The following is a 17,396-nucleotide window of genomic DNA, read 5'->3' as shown; positions in this document are numbered from 1 at the left end:
GGTTGGAGTGGGCCGGATCTCTTGCTGGTGCTTGGTAGGGTTTGCTGCACTTCAGCACGTCGATCATATCGGAAAAGAGGGAAATCAGAGGCGAGTGATGTGAAAGGCAAGCTGGTTCAGGCCAGTTGTCCGGCGGGTGGTGCAAAGGCGCTTGCTTGAGGCAATCCGGACGTATCGGGTCAACCTGACCGTCGAACCGGACGGTGACTTCCTTGTAACCAAAGCCATCCGTCTGCGCAGCGAGAGCGATCTGATCCGGCGCGGCATCTTTCGCGATATTCTGGAACTGGTCGAAACCGGCGGCATAACCAGCGAGTGGGTTCCGAGTTGATCTCGGCGCAACGCGAAAGGCGGGGCGAACTCTTTGAACTTGTCGAGGGGCGCGGGTGCTGCGCATCCGCATCGGCGATCCGGATGGGTTTCTGGCGGCGGGGGCGAGCATCTGTATCGCACTGACCGGCAGTTGCGGTTCTTTGCCGGCCATGACGAGGTGTACTGGAACGCGACTGGTACCGGATGACTGTTTCCGATCGACCATGCCAGCGCAACCATCCGGCTGCCTGCCGGGGTGATTGCGCGAGATGCTGCTTTCTACACCGGCCCTTTCGGGGCGCGGGAAAAGGATACACGTCTCGTACAGAACAGTGGTGGCATCCTCCGCTTTGAGATTACGGTGCCGCTGGCCCTGCGCGAAGGCACGACGGTGGAGGTCTGGCTGCCCAAAGGCGCGCTACCGCCACCGGATGCCGGGCAGGAAAGGCAATGGTTCCTGTGCGATCACAGCCCGCCCTTAAGGTATTCGCGGCACTTGCCGCGGTACTTGTCGCCTGTCTGCAGTTGTGGTTATGGCGCGGCCGTGATCCGGTATGCGGAGTCGTCGCTCCCCCGAGGGGCTGAGTGTGGCGATGACGCAGGTGGCTTGGCAAAAGGCTTGGTTCCTGACCCTTCGCAGGCCCTGGTGCTGGCGTTGGTCGAGGTGGCACGTAATGGTCGTTTCGCCCGCACAGATGGTGATTTGCCCGTCGATCTGGCCCATGATCTGCGGCTTGTTCTGGATCATCTCGACACGGCGGGGGGGCGAGCTGCGTCTGCGCGAGGCAGATGTAGCGGCTATCAAGACCCTGCAGGACGCGCTGAACGACGATCAGCGTCGGCGACCGGGGCAAAGCAAGCAACGGCAGGACAACGGCTGGTGGGTGCTTCTGGCTCTGGTAATCAATACCGGCCTTATAGCTGGTCTGCCTTTCCTGCTGCCCTACCCGTTGCACGCCTCGCTTATCGCATGGAACTTTGTCACCATGCTGCGCCCGCTCATTTTTCATGCCGCTGTCGTCGCCTGTATCCGGCGCTGTGGCGCTGATCAGCGGACTGGCTGGCGTGGCCGTCCTGACGGGGCTGGAGGTGGTGCTGACCCGGCTGCATCTGGATCAAGGCGGAACAGTGGATATGCCTTTTGGCGATGGCTGGTCTGCTGCTGGTGCACTCGATCTTAATGTTCATTCTGGGGCGGGTCACCACCGTCGCCCGCGCGCTTCTGGACCAGATCAAGGGGGTGCATGACTATATCAATGCGGCAGAGTTGGAACGGCTGAGGATTGCGGGCGCCCCGGAAATGTCGGTCACGCATTTCGCGCGTATCCTGCCCTATGCGATGCGCTGGGGATGAAAAAGCATTGGGTTGTTTCAGGAATGGCTGGCCCGCACAGGGGATCTGGCTGTTTCGACAGTGCCGAACGGCGCCGGGCTCTTGCATGAATGCGAGTGGCCCGCGGCATTCTACCGGCGCCAGTCAACACATTCCTTGCGCGGGCAACCCCTGCACCGGCAGCTTGCTTCCGGGCTGACCGCTGCAATTGCCGGTCAGCAGTTCCTCCGCACCGGGGTTTTCATCATCGGGCTCGTCCGGTTCATCTTCTGCTGGTTCGCCGGGCAGTTCCTCTGGTTGCGGCGGTGGCCGGTAAGCGTTCCCGCGTCGGAAAGCCGCCTCCGTATGCGCTGCGGTCGAGGTTCGTATTCGCTTTTCTATGAACCGGACAACGTTGTCAGTCCCATAGCAACTCTCACAAATGATATGTTTCGAAGAAGGCAGCAGAACTTACCTCTTGGGCAGGCAGAGCGGCTTGGCTGTCTGATCGGCGGACTCGGGGAAGGTGTTTTTGTTTTGTCAAGGCTGGATGATGTGTCCGAATATCGGGTCGATATCGGGTCGAGGGCGAGGTCCGGATCGCCTCGGCTGCGGCGGGAACGCCGCACACAGGCCGTAACTGGGAGATGAGCGGGATTTCGTGATCGAATTCATGGCTGGCGAACGGCTGATCCGTATTGTGCCCGACCCCATCCTTTGGGCGGCGGCGGGCAATCGCGACAATGTCCGAAGCAGCATGTCGCCTTTTCATGGGCAGCGACCAGCGCCTGCATAGCGGGAGCAGTGCTTTACCAGGGTCTGGGTCGGACGTGGATGCTGCTGACGCCGATCAGCGCCTCGGGGCCGACCTCAAGCGACAGGCGGGCAAAGAAATCCTCGGCCAGTTCGCCTGCCAGCGCGCCGACACTGGTCAGGCGGTTCGGGGTAGCGATGGCCAGCAGAACCTGTCGGGTGTCGCGGGCTGCACCTTCGCGTGCGATAGGCAGGTCAAAGCGCATTTGCCCGCCGGCGATGACCAGAAAGCGACGTATGTCGTGGGTGACACCATTGTCGTCGATCAGCAGCAGCGTGACCGGTCGGCCTCCGGCTCCGGCTACGGTGCCGCGCAGGTTTTCGCCGCTTGCAATGTCCGGGGTGTCCAGTTGGATCGCAAGCGGCAGGACCGGATAGCGCTGGTCACGGCGTGCAAAGGTCAATGCCGGGCATTGCCGCTGGTCCAGCAGGACCGCCTGAACCGAGACGCGGGTTTCCAGCCCTTCGGTCAATTCGCGCATCATCGCCGGGATCTGCTCATCATCGGCGGCAAGCAGGTCCAGTTGCAGATCGCCTGCCGCATCCGCCACCGGCAGGGCAAGCAGGCAGGGCGCGGTCAGCCGGGTACGGATACGGTCAAAGACCTCGGCCAGCCTTGGGTCGGTCTCGACCACGGTTCCGGTTTCGGCATCCCCAGCGGGGGTGGCGGGTTCTTCGGGCGCGGATCCGGTGTCGCTGGCCAGCGGCAGCGCAGTATTGCTCAGCACGGGAGATGTTTCCGGCGACGCCGGCTCGGGTGCGCTTTCATTGCCCGTGTCGGTCAAAAGCTGCGGCTCGGGCGGCGGTGCGGGGGTGGTCACCGGGGTCAGCACCTCGGCCGCTGGCTCGGCCTTCGGCGGGGGCAGGGCAGTGACGGAAATCACTGCCGGGGCGGGGTCACCCGTTGCGCCGGGCCATGGCAGCGTCGGGCGCCACAGCAGCGCCCCGGCTGCCGCACCATGTACCGCCAGCGACAGGCCCGCGGCCAGAACCCAGCCGCCCGTGGATGAGGGCTGCCCGATCATGGCCCGCCGTTTCGCAGCGTTACCAGCCGCAATTCATGTCCGGCCAGTTCCGGCCGGCGCAATACCGCGACCAGCAAACCGGCCGGCGCGGCGCGGTCCATCAGCACATGCACCGGCCCCGGCGCCGAGGCCAGTGCCGCTGGCAGCATTTCGGGTCTGATAGGGGCGCTGTCGAGCAGCCAATCCTCGGGGCCACGGATTTCCAGCACGGGCGAGGGCAGGTCTTCGGCCGCCAGTGTCGTGGTGGTGGACAGGTCCAGAGGGGTACGTATCTGCGGTTCCTGCCCGCTAAGCAGGAAGAAAAAGATCAGCAGAAGCACGATATTGACGATGGCCAGCGAGGCGTCGATGCGCGGCCTTTTGCCGGGCGCAGGCAGGTGCAGGCTCATCATCCTGCTCCGGTCGCTTCGGCGATCTGTACCGAATCGATGCCGCGCGCCGCAAGCGTTTCCAGCACCGTGACCACATCCTGCACCGGCACCTGCGGTTGCAGCACGATCAGCAGGTTGCGCGTACCCTGCGCCGCCAGTGCCTCGGCCAGCATGGATACGCGCTCGATGTTGAACTGCTGCCCCGAGGCGACGATACCGTCCGGTCGCAACGTCCAGACGGCGGTGGCGCTTGCCTCGGTCACAGTGGTGCCGGGGCTCGGTGCGGCCTCGCCCTTGCCGGTGTCACGGATCGCTCCGGCCTGCAGGAGCAACATGGAATAGCCCATCAGATTGGCCGAAAGCATGAAAAAGATCAGCAGCTGGAACAGCACGTCTGCCAGGGCGATCATCGCAGAGATGCGGCCGCGTCTTTCCGGGCGCGGCAGGCCCAGACCCGGTAAACGCATCGAGGGCCGTGTGACCTGCATGGTTCAGCGTCCCGGCTGGGCGATCCGGCCATGGATCGCGGACGAGACGGCAAGCTCGATCCCTTGTCGCTCGTCCTCGATGCGTCCTTCCAGCCAGGCCGAGATGAAATAGGCGACCAGTGCCAGTGCCAGCCCTGCTGCGGTGGTGGTCAGTGCCGTCCAGATGCCGCCTGCCAGCAGGCGTGGGTCCGAGATTTGTTGACTGAGGGCCAGATTGCCGAAAGCGTCGATCATGCCGATCACTGTCCCCAGCAGCCCCAGCGTCGGTGCGATCTGCACGACGGCCTCCAGCAGGCGCATGCGGGCACCCAGCTGAATCAGCTCGGCCAGCGCGACCTGACGGGCCAGCTCCTCGCCATATTCCGGCTCGGCCGGGCGGGCGCGAAGGCCGGACAAGGTGGCGCGAAGCACCCGGGTCAGCACGGTGCGGCCGGGCTGGGCCTTTCGCTGCGCCTCGTCCGGGCGGCCGTTAAGCCAGTCATCCAGAATCTGTTCGCCCAGCTGGTGCCGGCCGACGCCCATGCGGCGAAACTGCATCACCTTGAAGATCGCCACAGTCAGGGTCAGCACGGAAAGCCCGGCCAGCGCGGCAAAGACGATCCAGCTGCTGATCGGCAGGTCGGCAGGCATCATAGCCCGAACTCGATATCGCTGCGGTTGCTGGTGGCCAGCCCGGTCAGGCAATCGGCGCGGTGGTCGGTACCGTCATCGGCGGTGCATTCCGCCACATCGTTGATCACGATCCGGCTCAGCGCGTCGCAGTCGCCGCCCGGCAGGGCGAATTGCGCGATCCGGGTCTTGCCGGGGGGCAGCGTGCCGAAGTCCAGGACCGGCAGGCCCTTGACCACGCCATCCTTGTCAAAGACCGCCACTTGCCAGGCCGCACGGCGCAGGCCCTGCGTCAGCCGGTTGGCAAGTACGATTGTCAGCTGGCAGGCGCCCTCGGCGGTCGAGACGGCGCCGTTCAGTTCCATCGCCAGCGTCTCAGCAGGTTCCTGCGCGTGCAGGGGTGTGCTCAGCAGGGCCAGCGCGGTCAGCAAAGCCGCGGTCTTGCCCGGGAAGGTTGCGTCTGCCGTCAGGATCGGTTTCATGCCTGTTAGAAACTCCCTTTGCCCGGAATGGGCTGTAACATGGCGGATGGCATTGCTCAATCGGCGCTGGATCAGCCTTGTCCTGCATGTCCTGGCTGCAACGCTGCTGCTGGTTGCCGGCGGTACGGCGGTTCAGGCCGGGTTGCGGCTGTGCAACCAGTCCTTCGATGTGCTGAATGTTGCGCTGGCTCAGCCCTCGGGGCAGGGTTTCGCGACCCGGGGGTGGTGGCGCGTTGCGCCGAACCAATGCGCCATGCTGGAGCGCGAAGCGTTGCGATCTCGCTATTATTACGTCTTCGCGGCGGATGTATTCGGAAACGAGGTTCTTGTAGGATCGATTCCGATGTGCGTGGCGCCGCGGCGCTTTCAGATCGAAGGGCAGCAGGATTGCCTGCTGCGCGGCTATCTGGATGCCCGCTTTGCCGAGGTGGATACGCAGGACCGTCCCGACTGGACGGTTTTCGTGACGCCAAGACCGAATTGAGGGTGGGACGTATGGTGCGGCAAGGCGTATGGCTGGCGGGGTTTGTGGCGTTTTGCGCCGCTCCCGCTGCGTTGGCGCAGGGACTGGTCATCACGCCGCTGCCGCCGGGGGAGGTGATCCGCGCAGCTGAGGCGCCGGTGACAGAGCCGGTCGCAACGCCCGTCTCCCCGACCGCTATGCCTGTTGCCATGGCCACGCAGCCGGACGTGCCGCAGCGCACAGGTCTGCCGCGCCCCTCGATCATCGTTGGTGACATGGCGGTGCTGGCCGGCTTTGACCCGCGCAGTCCGATCGGCCTGCCCTTAGCGACGCGCGAAACGATCCGCCAGCGTGATCGGGCGCTGTTCGACCGGTTGCTGGGGCGTGGTGCCTTTGATCCCGACACAGACCGTTTGGCCGAGGCGATCCAGACCGAGTTGCAGCGCATGGATTGCTATACCGGCAGCATCGACGGCGACTGGGGTGCCGGTTCGATCCGTGCTGTCGGGCGCTGGTCCGAAGCGGCAGACAGCCCTGCTGACAATGAGCCAGAGGTGCCGCTGTTTCGCGCCATCGTCGGCAAAGACGGGGTCCGCTGCGTTTCGGCCCCAGCCCCGACCCCTGCGCCAGCTGTGGCGCGCGGCACAGGCCAGCCGCGCACTGCGGGCGCGGCTGGTTCGGCACCGCGCCGGGCTACGGCCGGTAACGCCGCGACGCCACGCGCCAACGCGGCCCGGCCCGCCGCGCCGGCCGCTCAACCCCAATCGCCGCGTATCAATATGACGGTGACCGGCTCGGGCATGTATCGCTAGGCGATGACCGAGGTCGATCCCCGCTTTCGCCAGATGGGCCGGGGCGCGCGGCGCCGCCGCCGCCGGGTGAATGTCCTGCGCATGGGGGTGGTCGCGGCAGCTTTGGGCGGGCTGGGGTTATGGTGCTGGCCATGGCTGATCAGCGTCCTGTCGCCTGCGCCCCAGATGGTGCAGGTGGAATCGCAGTTTGAGATCGCCCCGGTCGTGCGAGGCGACACCTTCACCGACATCATTGGCGATCCGATCATCATCCCGCCGCCCGAATCCGGGGCCGAGGCCGAGGCGCGGCAGGTTCCTGCTCCGGCGGCGCTGGCCGCGACCGGACGGGTGACGGGCCGCGCGGCGCGGCTGGCGCTGCTTGACAGCGCGTTGGTGCCACGCGACCGGCAACTGGTTGCGGCGCTGCCCTCGACGCGTGAGGAGTTCGCGCTGTTTCAGGCCGAGCGCAGCCGCGAGCGGCTGACTAATGCCAGTTTCGCTCAGCCGCAGGCTGCGGCGGGCGATCCTGCATCGGACATCGTCTTTCTGCGCGACGGTACGCTGCGTAGTCCGCTGTGGCGCGAGCTGATCCTTGAGACCGCGCGCGACACCACGGCCGAGGCGCTGTTGGCCGAGAACGGCTTTGACGCGGCCGAGGCCGCGCGGCTGGCCCGGCGGATGCAGGCGCAACTGGGACAGGGCGATGCGCTGGCGGCTGGCACCGTACTGGCGATGCGCTGGCGGCCGCGCCATGGCGGGCGCGAGGTGATCCAGCTGTCGCTTTACGGACCGGGCGGCTATCTTGGCTCGCTGGCGCTGTCGGCGGCGGGCCAACTGGTGCCGGGTGCCGATCCCTGGGTTGACCAGCCGCTGATGCGCAATGCCATGGCCAAGGCCGAAGATGCCGCGCCGCAGGGGCAGCGGCGGCTGCTGGACGTGATCTATTCCGCCGCGCTGCGCAATGACGTGCCGCCGGAACTGATCGGCGAGGCGCTGGCGCTGATGGCACAGGTTTACGACCTGGACAGCTATGCCGACCCCGAGGATCGGCTGTCCCTGATCTATGCCGAGGGTGCGGCTGACCGGGCTGGCTCGGTGCTGTTTGTCGGCGTTTCGGGTAAGTCGGGGGACAAGGCCTGCTATGTCGTGCCGGCGGATGAAGGGTTCGAGTGTTATGCCCCCGGCGCGCGGCTGCGGCGGCTGGATTCGGCCGGACTGTTGCAGCCGGTGGGTGGCGTGCTGTCGCAGCGATTCGTACCGCCCGCCGCCGGTGGGAATGATGATCCGGGGCGGGGGCAGGTGGTCTGGACCGCACCGCAGGACAGCCCGGTACTGGCCGCCGCTGCCGGTCGCGTGACGGCGCTGGATGGCGACCGGGTCGAGATCACCCATCCCGGCGGGCTGGTCAGTCGCTATGCCGGGCTTGTCTCGGTGGCGCAGGAGCTGTCGCGTGGTGCCGAAGTGGCGCGTGGCGCTCCGGTCGGGCAGGTCGGCGTCCCGCCAGGTCGCTCCGAACCGGGGCTGGCTTTCCAGCTTTTGCGTGACGGCGTGCCGATCGATCCCCTGCCGATGCTGGGTGGCGGGGCCGAGGTTCTGGCCTCGGATTCCATCGAATCGCTGATCGGCCACATCATCCGGGTCGAAAGCGGCGGCGATGCCGGGGCCAAGAATCCGCGCTCGACCGCGACCGGGCTGGGACAATTCATCGAGAGTACCTGGTTGCGGATGATGCACAGCTATCGCCCCGATCTGGTGGGTTCGCTGAGCCGGCGCGAACTGCTGGACCTGCGGCTGGACGCCGGCCTGTCGCGGCAGATGGTGCGACACCTCGCGCAGGAGAACGAGGCCTTCCTGCGCGCCCGCGGTCACTCTATTTCGGCCGGGCGGCTGTATCTGGCGCATTTTCTTGGTCCGGCAGGCGCAGATCAGGCGTTGCGTGCCGATCCTGCGCAGTCGGTTGAGGCGGTGATGGGGCAGGCAGTGGTCGTGGCCAACCCCTTCCTGCGGGGCTGGTCCGTCGCCGATCTGCGCAACTGGGCCGACCGCAAGATGAGCGGACCGGCCGGCGGTGTTGTCGGCACCATTATCCCCGAGCGGCCTCTGACCCCCGAATTGCGCGCCTATGTGGATGAGATGGACCGACTGCGGCGCAAAGAACAGGGATGAGCGAAAAAAAACGCATGGGACTTGTCTTGGCGGCATCCGTGCGGGCAAGATGCCGCCAGCTTTCGTCTCCGCATCGTCCCAATCATTGAAGTAACCAGTGCCCGTATGCATCCAATCTTCTTTTTGCCCGCGCATCGTTTTCTGCGTTCCCGCCTTTTCATAACCACCGCGCTGATTTCGCTGGCTGGGTTGCCCCTCCGTCCCGGCATGGCGCGGGCGCAGATGTATCTGGACCTGGACGCTGCCAACGGCCATTGGGCGAATGGGGATCATATCTGGACCAACGAGGATGGCACTGCCCCTCTCGCCGCTTTGCCGGGGGACGAGATCGGCATCATCCGCGTCAATCCCGGTGAAAGCGCAACGGTAGAGCTGGACACATTCCTGTTCGACACCACGGCGGGTGGGCTGACGCTGGAATCGGGAGATTTCACGCTGCGGCAGGGCACACTGGCCCCGGGATGGATGGTGTCGCATCTGGCGTTTTCCGTGGCGGAAGGCGCGAGGTTCGAAATCTATTCCGATATCGACGGCGATATTCAGGTCAACCGCTACAGCGCCGATCCGAATGCCGGGAACGGCGATCTGGCGCTGCTTGGCAGGACCGATGGCGATATCGTCAACGATGGTCGGCTGCGGCTGGGGGGCGAACATAACGGTACCGTCCAGAACTCGAACTGGCTGGACATCCAGGGTGAAGTCAATGACGACGTGACCAATACCGGCACGGTCACGCTGTCGGGCGGCACCATTGCCGCCACTCTGGATAACTCGGGCGAGGTTGTCGTTTCTGACGACAGCCATGTCGACGATCTCGTCAACAATGAGAACGGCCAGGTCACCATATCAGCGGACCAGACGCTGACGGTAGACAGTGTTGTACTGAACGCTGGTGTTATTAGTCTTTCTGGTCGTCTTGACGGTTCTGTTGAGACGTCGGGGACGGGTCGGCTGGGGCTGTCCGGAGGCGTTCTTGATGGCTCTCTGACGAATGGCGGCCTGCTGAGCGGGACTGGCCGGATCACGGGAACGGTGAGCAATACGGGGACCGTGCGGGCCGATCAGGACGAGCTTCGTGTCGGCGGTCTGACGAACGGCGGGCAGGTCGAGATCGCCGCCGGCGGCACGCTGCGCTCGGACAGCCAGGTGCAGAACGATCGCGACCTCAGCATTGACGGCCGGCTGATCGGGGGGTTGTCGAACTCGGCGACGGGCCACACGGTGATGGGCGATGGGGGCCGTATCAGCGGCGATGTCACGAACGCCGGCACGATGGAGATTGCCGGTCGGATCGACGACCGTCTTTCGAACAGCGGCACGGTCGGCACGCGGGGCGATGTGTCGGTGGGGGAGCTGGTCACCGGGAGCGGGGGCGACACGACCATCTCGGCGGGTGACCGTCTGAGTTCATCGCGGCAGGTGGTGAACGAAGGGCAGACACATATCTACGGCACGCTTGCGGGGGATCTTCTGAACTCGGCGGGGACGACGGAGCTTCTGGGTGGCCGGATCGAGGGCGATGTCGTGAACGACGCCACCCTGAGCGCGCATGGCACCATCACCGGTTCGGTCGAGAACGGCGGCACGCTTGATCTGACCGGCGATCTGCGGGTCGGCAGCCTGACGAACGCGGGCACCACCGATGTTGGCGCGGGCGAGCGGCTGACGGTCGATCAGGTGCTGCGGAACCAGGAGAGCGGCGTGCTCAACGTCGCAGGAGCCGTGACCGTGACCGGCAGCGACGGCATCCAGAACGATGGTGAGCTGACGCTGGACGGCGCCGAAGTCACCGGCAATGTCACCAACCGTGGTACGATGCAGGTGCTGTCCTCGTCGCAGATCAACGGCAATCTGACCAACCGCGAGCTGCTGGAGATGGGCGGCGGGGGCGGCGATGTGACGCTGACGGTGGATGGCACTTTCTCCAACTCAGGCACGGTGACCGGCAGCGCCGCGGGCAACCTGACCATTGTCACCGATCTTTTCGCGGTCGAAGAGGGCGGCACGGTGACCAATGTGGACGTCATCGGCGACATGGAGAACCGCAGCACGGTGATCTATGACCGTGACAGCTTTCTGGACGGCGACCTGACCAATGGTGCGGCGGGCACGGTAAGGGTCTCGGCGCAGCTGGACATGCGCAACCACGACGTGACCAACCACGGCAATTTTACCGTCACGAATGATGCGGATTCCAACGGCAATCTGGCCAATGTCGCCCAGCTGACCAATGACGGCAGCTTCACGGTGGCCGCCGACGCCCAGGCCAATGCGCAGGCCGTCAGCAACCTGAGCGGCGGGCAGATGACGGTGGCGGGCACGCTGAACTCGGCCGGGGCGGTGCAGAACGCGGGTCAGCTGACCGTTTCGGGCCAGGTCAATGCCGGGCTGGAGAACACTGGCACGACCCGGCTGTCGGGCGGCGCCATCGCGGGCGCTGTGACGAACGACGGCCAGTTGCGGGGCAACGGCACCGTAACCGGCAGCGTCACCAACAATGGCACGCTGGCGCCGGATGGTACGCTGATAGTGGGCGGTCTGGTCAATAACGAGATCGTCGATATCGCCAGCGGCAGCATCCTGCGCTCGGCCAGTGAGGTGCAGAACAACGACCGCATGACCGTCTCGGGGTTGCTTGATGCGGGCCTGTCGAACGCAGGCACCGGGCATCTGACGCTGAACGGTGGCAGGATCAGCGGCGCGGTCGGCAATGCGGGCACCATCACCGGCACCGGCACGCTGTCCGGGCTGCTGACCAACAGCGGCACCGCCACGCTGGGCGGCAGGCTGATGGCCGGTGCCGAGAACAGCGGGACCCTGACCAGTGCAGGCACGCTGCGCACCGCTTCGCTGCACAATACCGGCACGGTGAATGTGGCTGCGGGCAGCACGCTGGTCTCGGACAGTGCTGTCGCGAACGAGAACCAGCTGAACGTCGCCGGACGTCTGTCGGCGGATGTTGCCAATACCGGCACGGTCACGCTGTCGGGCGGCACCATTGCTGGTGCTGTGACCAACGACGGCCGGTTGCAGGGTGACGGGACCATTACCGGCTCATTGCTGAACAATGACGAGGCGCGGATCGGCGGTCGCGTCGGCGGCACGGTGACCAACAACGGCACCCTGACCAGCTCTGGCCGGCTCAGCGTTGCGGGACTGGTCAATAACGAGCTTCTGAATGTGGCTGCGGGCAGCACACTGGCCTCGGACAGTGTTGTACTGAACGCTGGTGTTATTAGTCTTTCTGGTCGTCTTGATGGTTCTGTTGAGACGTCGGGGACGGGTCGGCTGGGGCTGTCCGGCGGCGTTCTTGATGGTTCTCTGACGAATGGCGGCCTGCTGAGCGGGACTGGCCGGATCACGGGGACGGTGAGCAATACGGGGACCGTGCGGGCCGATCAGGACGAGCTTCGTGTCGGCGGTCTGACGAACGGCGGGCAGGTCGAGATCGCCGCCGGCGGCACGCTGCGCTCGGACAGCCAGGTGCAGAACGATCGCGACCTCAGCATTGACGGCCGGCTGATCGGGGGGTTGTCGAACTCGGCGACGGGCCACACGGTGATGGGCGATGGGGGCCGTATCAGCGGCGATGTCACGAACGCCGGCACGATGGAGATTGCCGGTCGGATCGACGACCGTCTTTCGAACAGCGGCACGGTCGGCACGCGGGGCGATGTGTCGGTGGGGGAGCTGGTCACCGGGAGCGGGGGCGACACGACCATCTCGGCGGGTGACCGTCTGAGTTCATCGCGGCAGGTGGTGAACGAAGGGCAGACACATATCTACGGCACGCTTGCGGGGGATCTTCTGAACTCGGCGGGGACGACGGAGCTTCTGGGTGGCCGGATCGAGGGCGATGTCGTGAACGACGCCACCCTGAGCGCGCATGGCACCATCACCGGTTCGGTCGAGAACGGCGGCACGCTTGATCTGACCGGCGATCTGCGGGTCGGCAGCCTGACGAACGCGGGCACCACCGATGTTGGCGCGGGCGAGCGGCTGACGGTCGATCAGGTGCTGCGGAACCAGGACAGCGGCGTGCTCAACGTCGCAGGAGCCGTGACCGTGACCGGCAGCGACGGCATCCAGAACGATGGTGAGCTGACGCTGGACGGCGCCGAAGTCACCGGCAATGTCACCAACCGTGGTACGATGCAGGTGCTGTCCTCGTCGCAGATCAACGGCAATCTGACCAACCGCGAGCTGCTGGAGATGGGCGGCGGGGGCGGCGATGTGACGCTGACGGTGGATGGCACTTTCTCCAACTCAGGCACGGTGACCGGCAGCGCCGCGGGCAACCTGACCATTGTCACCGATCTTTTCGCGGTCGAAGAGGGCGGCACGGTGACCAATGTGGACGTCATCGGCGACATGGAGAACCGCAGCACGGTGATCTATGACCGTGACAGCTTTCTGGACGGCGACCTGACCAATGGTGCGGCGGGCACGGTAAGGGTCTCGGCGCAGCTGGACATGCGCAACCACGACGTGACCAACCACGGCAATTTTACCGTCACGAATGATGCGGATTCCAACGGCAATCTGGCCAATGTCGCCCAGCTGACCAATGACGGCAGCTTCACGGTGGCCGCCGACGCCCAGGCCAATGCGCAGGCCGTCAGCAACCTGAGCGGCGGGCAGATGACGGTGGCGGGCACGCTGAACTCGGCCGGGGCGGTGCAGAACGCGGGTCAGCTGACCGTTTCGGGCCAGGTCAATGCCGGGCTGGAGAACACTGGCACGACCCGGCTGTCGGGCGGCGCCATCGCGGGCGCTGTGACGAACGACGGCCAGTTGCGGGGCAACGGCACCGTAACCGGCAGCGTCACCAACAATGGCACGCTGGCGCCGGATGGTACGCTGATAGTGGGCGGTCTGGTCAATAACGAGATCGTCGATATCGCCAGCGGCAGCATCCTGCGCTCGGCCAGTGAGGTGCAGAACAACGACCGCATGACCGTCTCGGGGTTGCTTGATGCGGGCCTGTCGAACGCAGGCACCGGGCATCTGACGCTGAACGGTGGCAGGATCAGCGGCGCGGTCGGCAATGCGGGCACCATCACCGGCACCGGCACGCTGTCCGGGCTGCTGACCAACAGCGGCACCGCCACGCTGGGCGGCAGGCTGATGGCCGGTGCCGAGAACAGCGGGACCCTGACCAGTGCAGGCACGCTGCGCACCGCTTCGCTGCACAATACCGGCACGGTGAATGTGGCTGCGGGCAGCACGCTGGTCTCGGACAGTGCTGTCGCGAACGAGAACCAGCTGAACGTCGCCGGACGTCTGTCGGCGGATGTTGCCAATACCGGCACGGTCACGCTGTCGGGCGGCACCATTGCTGGTGCTGTGACCAACGACGGCCGGTTGCAGGGTGACGGGACCATTACCGGCTCATTGCTGAACAATGACGAGGCGCGGATCGGCGGTCGCGTCGGCGGCACGGTGACCAACAACGGCACCCTGACCAGCTCTGGCCGGCTCAGCGTTGCGGGACTGGTCAATAACGAGCTTCTGAATGTGGCTGCGGGCAGCACACTGGCCTCGGACAGTGTTGTACTGAACGCTGGTGTTATTAGTCTTTCTGGTCGTCTTGATGGTTCTGTTGAGACGTCGGGGACGGGTCGGCTGGGGCTGTCCGGCGGCGTTCTTGATGGTTCTCTGACGAATGGCGGCCTGCTGAGCGGGACTGGCCGGATCACGGGGACGGTGAGCAATACGGGGACCGTGCGGGCCGATCAGGACGAGCTTCGTGTCGGCGGTCTGACGAACGGCGGGCAGGTCGAGATCGCCGCCGGCGGCACGCTGCGCTCGGACAGCCAGGTGCAGAACGATCGCGACCTCAGCATTGACGGCCGGCTGATCGGGGGGTTGTCGAACTCGGCGACGGGCCACACGGTGATGGGCGATGGGGGCCGTATCAGCGGCGATGTCACGAACGCCGGCACGATGGAGATTGCCGGTCGGATCGACGACCGTCTTTCGAACAGCGGCACGGTCGGCACGCGGGGCGATGTGTCGGTGGGGGAGCTGGTCACCGGGAGCGGGGGCGACACGACCATCTCGGCGGGTGACCGTCTGAGTTCATCGCGGCAGGTGGTGAACGAAGGGCAGACACATATCTACGGCACGCTTGCGGGGGATCTTCTGAACTCGGCGGGGACGACGGAGCTTCTGGGTGGCCGGATCGAGGGCGATGTCGTGAACGACGCCACCCTGAGCGCGCATGGCACCATCACCGGTTCGGTCGAGAACGGCGGCACGCTTGATCTGACCGGCGATCTGCGGGTCGGCAGCCTGACGAACGCGGGCACCACCGATGTTGGCGCGGGCGAGCGGCTGACGGTCGATCAGGTGCTGCGGAACCAGGACAGCGGCGTGCTCAACGTCGCAGGAGCCGTGACCGTGACCGAACTGTCGAACGCGGGCAGCACCACCATCGCAGAGAGCGGGCAACTGACCATGACCGATAAACCGGCATGGAACCGTAGCACCGGCAGTTTGACGGTGCAGGGCACGCTTGCTGGCGATCTGGTCAACAGCGGTGCGCTGAAAGGGGACGGCACCATCACCGGCAGTGTCGAGAATCAGGGCTCCGCCAGCTGGGGCGGTACGATACTGGGCAATCTGAACAACGTCTCGGGCCGTTTCATGACGCAGGACGACGTCACGGTGCGGGGGCTGATGAACAACCAGTCGGGGGCAGAGTTCGTTGTCGCTTCGGGCAGTCGGCTGACGGTGGACAATGCGGTGAACCTGTCCGGCGGCAGCATGTTCCTGAACGGTACTCTGGTGGGCGATGTCGATAACGCTGGCCTGCTGGATCAGCAGGGCGTGGTCGAGGGTTCGGTGCGCAACACCGGCACGGCACGGCTGGGAGGTCACATCACCGGCGATCTGATCCATGATGGCGGTTCGCTGACCCTGCGCGACGGAATACGCATCGACCGCGATTTCATCCTGAACGACAGCTATACCCTTGCTGCTGACCAGACCGTGAATGCCACGCGCACTGTGGTGACCGACGGCAATGTGCTGGGGCTGGCAGGTATGCTCGGGGGCGACTTGCTGAATCAGGGCCGGGTAGATGTGATTGGCAGCCACGCCCGGGTTGCCGGTGTCGCGACGAACAACGGCGTCATCAACATGGCGGACGGCGATACCTCGGGCCGGCTGACCTTGAACGGCATGGCCGGCAGCGGCACCTATCAGCTGGACCTGGATTTCCGCAACATGAAGGCTGATCGCATCGAGGTCGAGGGCGGTGCAGCACATGGCGATATCTACCTGTCTTTCAACCAGACCGGTATCAACACAGCGCCGCGCGGCGGCGTCCGCCTGACGCTGATTGATGTGGACGAAAGCTTTGGCTCGGCCAATGATTTCACTTTCCGCCACGATGCCCTGCCGATCGGCTCGGAGCGCGTCGTCTATTCGATCGAGCGCGACGGCCAGTTCGGCGACCTGAATCTGATCAGTCAGCTGAACCCGGCCATGGGCGCGATCTTTGGCAACGTGACGCTGGTGCAATCGCTGATCGGTTCGGTTGTAAACCGGCCGACCAGCCCCTATGTCACCTCGCTGGCTTATGAAGACAAGGAAAAGCCCTGCGGCGTGGGCAGCTGGGGCCGTTCCATCGGCGGTCACGCCACTGCCAGCGGCTCGACCGACAACGGTGTCAGCCGGGTTGCGACCAAGATCGAGGCCGAATACTACGGTATGCAGGTCGGGACCGATCTGGCCTGTTTCGATAGCCGTTACAATGGGTGGAACGTCGCCTTGGGCGTCCTGGGCGGCATCAACCGCGGCTCGACCGTTCAGCCGGTCTATGCGATCGACCCCGGTAACTCGCAGAACCTGACGGGGATCCTGACCTCGCACACTTCGACGGATTTCGAACAGCGCTATGCCGGGGTTTACGCAACCGCGACCCGTGACCGCCTTCAGGCCGATCTGCAATATCGTTTCGAGCGTACGGATTTCACCATTTCGGACAACCCGCTGCCGGGTTACACCGGGCTGGGACTGGACGAGACCGAATTCTCCAGCGATGCCCATACGCTCAGCGGCTCGATCAGCTATGCGCTTCCGATCCGCGACAGCGGCTGGGTGGTGGTGCCGACGGTGGGATTCGCCTGGTCGAAGCTTTCGACCGAATCAATCATGTTCGCCGACGGATACAAGCTGAGCTTCAAGGACAGCAGCCGCAAGGTTGGCTTTGTTGGCGCAACTGTCGCCAAGACCTTCGTCCAGCCCAGCCAGAACTCGGCGCTGAACACCTTCGTCACTGGCACGGTCTACAAGGATTTCGCCGATCCCACGGTTTCGGTGTTTTACTCGACCAAGTCGGACGAGTTCGACCGGCAGGAGCTGACATCCCAAAACCTCGGCACCTATGGCGAGATCAGTATCGGTGCGAACTGGATCAAGGTGCTGGGGCAGAAATCCCGGGGCCGCCAGATCAGCGCCGGTGCCCGCATCGACGCGCGTTTTGGCGACCGTCTGGACAGCGTCGGCGTCTCGGGCCAGTTCCGCTGGCAATTCTGACTGGTCTGGGCCGCGGCCCG

Annotated in this window: 12 protein-coding genes; 7 read left to right on the top strand and 5 right to left on the bottom strand. The window is 65.1% G+C overall.

Annotation, left to right across the window (positions count from 1 at the left end; translation table 11 throughout):
- Positions 1–139 precede the first annotated feature (139 nt).
- The 3 genes from F8A10_RS15060 to F8A10_RS15050 all read left to right on the top strand — a co-directional run bounded on the left by F8A10_RS15060 (position 140) and on the right by F8A10_RS15050 (position 1,666).
- Positions 140–331, top strand: coding sequence for a hypothetical protein (locus F8A10_RS15060; RefSeq protein WP_193668216.1), 192 nt, complete (start codon positions 140–142; stop codon positions 329–331).
- Positions 332–986: 655 nt separating this feature from the next.
- Positions 987–1,493 (top strand): hypothetical protein, encoded by a 507-nt coding sequence (locus F8A10_RS15055; protein ID WP_152367757.1) that lies wholly within the window; start codon positions 987–989, stop codon positions 1,491–1,493.
- Complete coding sequence (locus F8A10_RS15050) at positions 1,493–1,666, top strand: DUF2207 domain-containing protein (RefSeq protein WP_264675555.1); 174 nt, start codon at positions 1,493–1,495, stop codon at positions 1,664–1,666. Before F8A10_RS15055 ends, F8A10_RS15050 begins: the two co-directional genes overlap by 1 nt.
- 767 nt (positions 1,667–2,433) lie before the next feature.
- Here F8A10_RS15050 and F8A10_RS15045 read toward each other — a convergent pair.
- From F8A10_RS15045 to F8A10_RS15025, 5 genes are read right to left on the bottom strand one after another with little or no spacing between them, the layout of a single operon-like run.
- Positions 2,434–3,462: a hypothetical protein gene (locus F8A10_RS15045; protein WP_152367755.1), complete on the bottom strand. Its 1,029-nt coding sequence runs from the start codon at positions 3,460–3,462 to the stop codon at positions 2,434–2,436.
- A complete protein-coding gene (locus tag F8A10_RS15040; protein WP_152367754.1) occupies positions 3,459–3,851 on the bottom strand; it encodes a biopolymer transporter ExbD in 393 nt (130 codons plus the stop codon). Before F8A10_RS15040 ends, F8A10_RS15045 begins: the two co-directional genes overlap by 4 nt.
- Positions 3,851–4,321 carry an ExbD/TolR family protein gene (locus tag F8A10_RS15035; protein WP_152367753.1) on the bottom strand — a complete coding sequence of 157 codons (471 nt, stop codon included), beginning with the start codon at positions 4,319–4,321 and terminating at the stop codon, positions 3,851–3,853. The genes F8A10_RS15040 and F8A10_RS15035 overlap by 1 nt, the downstream gene beginning before the upstream one ends.
- 3 nt (positions 4,322–4,324) lie before the next feature.
- Entirely contained in the window at positions 4,325–4,954 is a 630-nt protein-coding gene (locus tag F8A10_RS15030) for a MotA/TolQ/ExbB proton channel family protein (protein WP_227493441.1), read from the bottom strand.
- A complete protein-coding gene (locus F8A10_RS15025) occupies positions 4,951–5,412 on the bottom strand; it encodes a hypothetical protein (RefSeq protein ID WP_152367752.1) in 462 nt (153 codons plus the stop codon). Before F8A10_RS15025 ends, F8A10_RS15030 begins: the two co-directional genes overlap by 4 nt.
- A 46-nt stretch (positions 5,413–5,458) precedes the next feature.
- Between F8A10_RS15025 and F8A10_RS15020 the strand changes: the two genes are divergently transcribed.
- From F8A10_RS15020 to F8A10_RS15005, 4 genes are all read left to right on the top strand, one after another.
- The gene (locus tag F8A10_RS15020) at positions 5,459–5,896 is read left to right on the top strand and encodes a DUF1036 domain-containing protein (RefSeq protein WP_152367751.1); all 438 of its coding nucleotides are present in this window, start codon (positions 5,459–5,461) and stop codon (positions 5,894–5,896) included.
- Between the two features lie 11 nt (positions 5,897–5,907).
- Positions 5,908–6,687, top strand: coding sequence for a hypothetical protein (locus F8A10_RS15015; RefSeq protein ID WP_152367750.1), 780 nt, complete (start codon positions 5,908–5,910; stop codon positions 6,685–6,687).
- Positions 6,688–6,690: 3 nt separating this feature from the next.
- Positions 6,691–8,832 (top strand): M23 family metallopeptidase, encoded by a 2,142-nt coding sequence (locus tag F8A10_RS15010; RefSeq protein ID WP_152367749.1) that lies wholly within the window; start codon positions 6,691–6,693, stop codon positions 8,830–8,832.
- Between the two features lie 222 nt (positions 8,833–9,054).
- The gene (locus tag F8A10_RS15005) at positions 9,055–17,376 is read left to right on the top strand and encodes a hypothetical protein (RefSeq protein ID WP_152367748.1); all 8,322 of its coding nucleotides are present in this window, start codon (positions 9,055–9,057) and stop codon (positions 17,374–17,376) included.
- The last annotated feature ends 20 nt before the right edge of the window (positions 17,377–17,396 follow it).

This window comes from Paracoccus kondratievae, assembly GCF_009301415.1.
GTDB lineage: Bacteria > Pseudomonadota > Alphaproteobacteria > Rhodobacterales > Rhodobacteraceae > Paracoccus > Paracoccus kondratievae.
Note: the sequence above shows the minus strand (reverse complement) of the source record. Positions and strands in the feature narration are given on the sequence as shown.

Excerpts from the sequence above, each read along its gene's own strand:
- F8A10_RS15055 (WP_152367757.1), top strand. The coding sequence starts at position 987 with ATGGTCGTTTCGCCCGCACAGATGGTGATTTGCCCGTCGATCTGGCCC.
- F8A10_RS15050 (WP_264675555.1), top strand. The coding sequence starts at position 1,493 with ATGTTCATTCTGGGGCGGGTCACCACCGTCGCCCGCGCGCTTCTGGAC.
- F8A10_RS15045 (WP_152367755.1), bottom strand. The coding sequence starts at position 3,462 with ATGATCGGGCAGCCCTCATCCACGGGCGGCTGGGTTCTGGCCGCGGGC.
- F8A10_RS15040 (WP_152367754.1), bottom strand. The coding sequence starts at position 3,851 with ATGAGCCTGCACCTGCCTGCGCCCGGCAAAAGGCCGCGCATCGACGCC.
- F8A10_RS15035 (WP_152367753.1), bottom strand. The coding sequence starts at position 4,321 with ATGCAGGTCACACGGCCCTCGATGCGTTTACCGGGTCTGGGCCTGCCG.
- F8A10_RS15030 (WP_227493441.1), bottom strand. The coding sequence starts at position 4,954 with ATGATGCCTGCCGACCTGCCGATCAGCAGCTGGATCGTCTTTGCCGCG.
- F8A10_RS15025 (WP_152367752.1), bottom strand. The coding sequence starts at position 5,412 with ATGAAACCGATCCTGACGGCAGACGCAACCTTCCCGGGCAAGACCGCG.
- F8A10_RS15020 (WP_152367751.1), top strand. The coding sequence starts at position 5,459 with ATGGCATTGCTCAATCGGCGCTGGATCAGCCTTGTCCTGCATGTCCTG.
- F8A10_RS15015 (WP_152367750.1), top strand. The coding sequence starts at position 5,908 with ATGGTGCGGCAAGGCGTATGGCTGGCGGGGTTTGTGGCGTTTTGCGCC.
- F8A10_RS15010 (WP_152367749.1), top strand. The coding sequence starts at position 6,691 with ATGACCGAGGTCGATCCCCGCTTTCGCCAGATGGGCCGGGGCGCGCGG.
- F8A10_RS15005 (WP_152367748.1), top strand. The coding sequence starts at position 9,055 with ATGTATCTGGACCTGGACGCTGCCAACGGCCATTGGGCGAATGGGGAT.